Source organism: Kitasatospora sp. NPDC059146 (assembly GCF_042786665.1).
Lineage (GTDB): Bacteria > Actinomycetota > Actinomycetes > Streptomycetales > Streptomycetaceae > Kitasatospora.
Map to the genome: position 1 here is coordinate 1 of NZ_JBHZCY010000245.1, position 4160 is coordinate 4160.

Below are 4160 nucleotides of genomic sequence, written 5' to 3' on the forward strand. Positions count from 1 at the left end.
TCCGACAGGAGGCCGTCCACACCCTCCCGGTCCGTGGTGTGGTCGTCCGCGAAACGACGGTCACCCGTCGCATCCGGCACGTACTTCACACAGACAACGATCCTCAAGCTCACGGCCTTGTCTCCTGTACTGGTCTCGTCCGACGGCTGCGGCGTGCAAGCGGGTGCGAACACGGCACGCACCCGCTCCGGGCAGCGAGTTTCCCGTGCCGGTCCGGAACTTCCTGGCAGCATACTCGGCGGTAGCGCAGTGGTCACTACTGGCCAGTAGCTTTGGTCGGACGGCCGGCACCGCCGCTTGCGCCCATCCTGCCCCAGCCGGGGGCCGGCCCCACCTCACGGGGGGTACCAACCGTCGACGAATCCCCTCGCCGCCCCTCCGGCCGCCCCTCCGCCGCCGGTCGCCCGTCCGTCACACCGCCCGGCCGAGCGCCGCGATCACGTCCGCCTTGCGCGGCAGCCCCGCCGCCCGGCGCACCACCCGCCCGGCCGCGTCCAGCACCAGGACGGTCGGCGTCCGCAGCACCTCCAGCCGACGGACCAGCTCCAGCTGCGCCTCGGCGTCCAGTTCCACGTGCACGACCCCGTCGAGCATCCCGGCCACCTCGGCCAGCACCCGCCGGGTCGCCCGGCACGGCTGGCAGAAGGCGGTGGAGAACTGCACCAGGGTCGCCCGCTCACCGAGCGGCCCGCCCAAGTCCTCCTCCGACAGCCGTACCGTCCCGTCCTTGGTGCGCACCCGCAGCCTCCCGTCGCGCCCTGTCCTCACCAGCCCGAACCCGCTCGCCACCGCCAGTACGACGAGGCACACCACGAGTCCGGTCATCCCCCCAGTCTGCGGCAGCGCGTACGGGCTCCGAAAGGGAGGTCGACCTGCCGACACCGGGCCCGTACGATCGGCGGGTGGACTCCGCCCCCCTCTCCCCGCCGCTGCTGACCGTCCGTCGCGTCGTCGACCCGAGGCCCGTCACCACCGTCCGCTGTCGCTGACGCGCCCCGCCGCAGCCGCCCGCCGCAGCCGCCCGTCGCGACCACTCCGGAGACTCCTTGCAGACCGACCCCCGAGGTCACCGCTTCGCCGCCGCGCTCACCAGTGCGGTGCTGGCCGCCGTCCTGATCACCGGCAGCGGCCTGCTGCTCTCCCTCCAAGCCTTGGTCTTCCTGGTCGGCGCGGTCGCCGGCCCCCGCCGCTCCCCGTACGTCGGCCTGTTCCACCTCCTCATCGCCCCCCGCCTGGCGCCGCCCACCACCACCGAGGACGAACGCCCGCTGCGCTTCGCCCAGGGCGGCGGGGCCGTCTTCGCCGTCATCGGCACCCTCGGCTTCCTCACCGGCGTCGGCTGGCTCGGACTGCTGACCGCCGGCTTCGCCCTCGCCGCGGCCTTCCTGAACGCCGCCTTCGGCTACTGCCCGGGCTGCGAGATCTACCCGATCGTCCGCCGCGCCCAGGGCCGCCTGGGCGCCGGGGCCTGATCGGAGCGGGTGCCGGGCCCGGACGGCGGGCCGGGCGGCGGGCCGGAAAAGTTCCCGGTCGGATTCATCACGGAGATCACACCGTGAATATTCGCTTGACCGCACGCCTCAGGTGACAGCAGGCACTCGTTCGGGGGATCATCTCCGTGTATCACCCGTGACCGCCGCGGCGTGCCGTGCTCCGGTCGGCCCCCGCGCACGGCGCGGGTACCCGCCGTACCGGGCCCCGGCCCGTGGAAGTCAGGACTGACCGTGGCAGAGTTCGTCTACCCGCCGGTGATCGGCGCCGCACTCACCGCCTTCCGCGCGCTCGACGTGCGGATCAAGATCATCGGCGCCGAGCACATCCCCGCCAACGGCGGAGCGGTGCTGGTCAGCAACCACATCAGCTACCTGGACTTCCTCTTCGCCGGCCTCGGCGCCTACCGCGGCGGCAAGCGCAAGACCCGCTTCATGGCCAAGGACGACGTCTTCCGGCACAGCGTCTCCGGCCCGCTGATGCGCGGCATGAAGCACATCCCGGTCGACCGCACCGACGGCCAGCCCGCCTACGAGGCCGCCGTCCGCGCCCTCAAGGCCGGCGAGGTCGTCGGCGTCTTCCCCGAGGCGACCATCAGCCGCTCGTTCATGTTGAAGAAGTTCAAGACCGGCGCCGCCCGGATGGCCGCCGACTCCGGCGCCCCGCTGCTTCCGGTCATCCTGTGGGGCACGCAGCAGCTCTGGACCAAGGGCCGTCCGAAGACCCTCACCAAGCGCCACGTCCCGGTGACGATCATGATCGGCGAACCGATCCACCTCGGCCCGAACGACAAGCCCGTCATGGTCACCAGAAAGCTGCGCGCCGCCATGAGCGAGATGCTCGACCGGGCCCAGCGCGAGTACCCCGGCAAGCCCTCCGGCCCCGAGGACAGCTGGTGGCTGCCCGCCCAGCTCGGCGGCACCGCGCCGACCCTGGAGGTCGCCGAGGCCGAGGACGAGGCGGAGGCCCTCGCCAAGGCCGAGCGCCGCGCCGCCCGGGGCTGACCCGCCCCGGAGCCGTCTACTCCGTGTGACCGAGCCGATGCGATCCGTCGCGTGTCGCCCGGCCGCCGACACACCCCGTCTGACACAGTGACAGCTCCTTCCAGGGGCCTTCCTCCTGGATGCGTCCTGCGTCCCTCCCACCGCGGACCGGGGCACACGTCGAAGCGGTCGGAAAGGTCGGAGACGGAGATGACACGGATCGCCGGCACACGGCAGTCCCCCACCAGCGGCAAGGCCCGCACCCGCGCAACCGCCGGTGCGGGCCTCCTGCTTCTGGGCACCCTGCTCACCGGGTGCGGAGCCGAACCCGGTGACATCCCACTCTCCGAGATCCGCCCGGAGTCCCCCACCGCGACCCCGGACCCCACCCCGTCGGCGCCCCCCGGCGTCGTCGGCGCCGCGGCGCACGCCGAGACCCGCAACGGACTGATCGTCAGCCGGGCCTACACCGACGCCGCCCGCACCACCAGCGCCATCGTCACCCTCGGCCCGGACGGCACCGACCAGCACCAGATCACCCAGCCGCCCGCGCGCGCCCGCGACGACCACCCCGACTGGAACCCCGACGGCAGCGCCGTCGCCTTCGACCGCACCGATCCACAGTCCGGCACCGCCCGGCTCTGGACCGTCACCACCGGCGGCGACAACGCCCACCAGATCAGCCAGCTCTGCGACGCCGCCAGCGGCACCGCCGACTGCGCCAACGAGGACGAACGCGCCCCCGCCTTCTCCCCCGACGGCAAGCAGCTCGCGTTCAGCCGCTCCTGGGGCGCCCTCGACCAGGCCCACAACAACCAGGTCCAGTACTCGGACCTCTACCTGATGAGCCCCGACGGCACCAACGTCCAGCGGCTCACCTTCCTGACCAACGACAAGCCCTACTCCGGCGCCGTCAGCAACCCCAGCTGGTCCCCCGACGGCAAGCAGCTCACCTTCGAGTACCGCACCAGCGCCACCGGCCAACCCGCCAACAGCCGCGCCGTCTACGTGGTCGGCACGGACGGCACCGGGCTGCGCCAGCTCACCCCCTGGGAACTGCGGGCCGGCGACCGTGCGACCTGGTCCCCCGACGGCACCCAGATCCTCTTCACCACCTACCCGGCCGGCCCCGACAACGCCCCCGGCGGCGGCATCTACACCGTCCACCCCGACGGCACCGCCATCGGCGCCCTCACCCCGGCCCCGTCCACCGCCTTCTACGGCGCCGCGGCCTACGCACCCGACGGCAAGTCCATCGTCTTCGCCCAGGCCCCCTCCGGCGGCGGCGCCGACCTCTACAGCATGCGCGCCGACGGCACGGGCGTCACCCGCCTCACCAACACCGCCGACAAGTGGCTCGACCGGCCGTCCTGGGGCACCGCGGCAGTGGCAGCAGCACCCGCAACGCCGGCCGACCCGTCAGCGCCCGCTTCGGACGCGCCATCGGCCGCGCCATCGGCCGCAGCCTCGGCACCGGCCTCGGCAGCGCCTTCGGACGCCCCGACCACCGAGCCCAAGCCGGCCCAGGCCCAGGGTCAGCCGAAGACCGACGACGCCCAGCTGCCCGACGAGGACGACGACAACTGAGCGGACATGCGAAAAGCCCCTGATCCGAAGGGATCAGGGGCTTTTCTGAATGATTGTTCGGCGGCGTCCTACTCTCCCACAGGGTCCCCCCTGCAGTAC

At 72.8% G+C, this 4160-nt stretch carries 4 protein-coding genes and 1 pseudogene; 3 read left to right on the plus strand and 2 right to left on the minus strand.

The window, feature by feature from the left end:
* Positions 1-113, minus strand: a pseudogene (locus ACFXPX_RS43505) (electron transfer flavoprotein subunit beta); the annotation flags it as partial.
* Positions 114-411: 298 nt separating this feature from the next.
* A complete protein-coding gene (locus tag ACFXPX_RS43510) occupies positions 412-825 on the minus strand; it encodes a thioredoxin family protein (protein ID WP_380532964.1) in 414 nt (137 codons plus the stop codon).
* 221 nt (positions 826-1046) lie between these two features.
* Between ACFXPX_RS43510 and ACFXPX_RS43515 the strand changes: the two genes are divergently transcribed.
* The 3 genes from ACFXPX_RS43515 (at position 1047) to ACFXPX_RS43525 (ending at position 4061) form a co-directional block, all read left to right on the plus strand.
* Positions 1047-1472, plus strand: a complete 426-nt coding sequence (locus ACFXPX_RS43515) for a DUF4395 domain-containing protein (protein WP_375892414.1) — start codon at positions 1047-1049, stop codon at positions 1470-1472.
* Between the two features lie 252 nt (positions 1473-1724).
* Positions 1725-2495: a lysophospholipid acyltransferase family protein gene (locus ACFXPX_RS43520; protein WP_375892416.1), complete on the plus strand. Its 771-nt coding sequence runs from the start codon at positions 1725-1727 to the stop codon at positions 2493-2495.
* 189 nt (positions 2496-2684) lie between these two features.
* Positions 2685-4061: a TolB family protein gene (locus ACFXPX_RS43525; protein ID WP_380645079.1), complete on the plus strand. Its 1377-nt coding sequence runs from the start codon at positions 2685-2687 to the stop codon at positions 4059-4061.
* Positions 4062-4160: the final 99 nt, after the last annotated feature.

Bases quoted from the DNA above. Each gene is read 5' to 3' on its own strand.
- ACFXPX_RS43525 (WP_380645079.1), top strand. From the start codon at position 2,685: ATGACACGGATCGCCGGCACACGGCAGTCCCCCACCAGCGGCAAGGCC.
- ACFXPX_RS43510 (WP_380532964.1), bottom strand. From the start codon at position 825: ATGACCGGACTCGTGGTGTGCCTCGTCGTACTGGCGGTGGCGAGCGGG.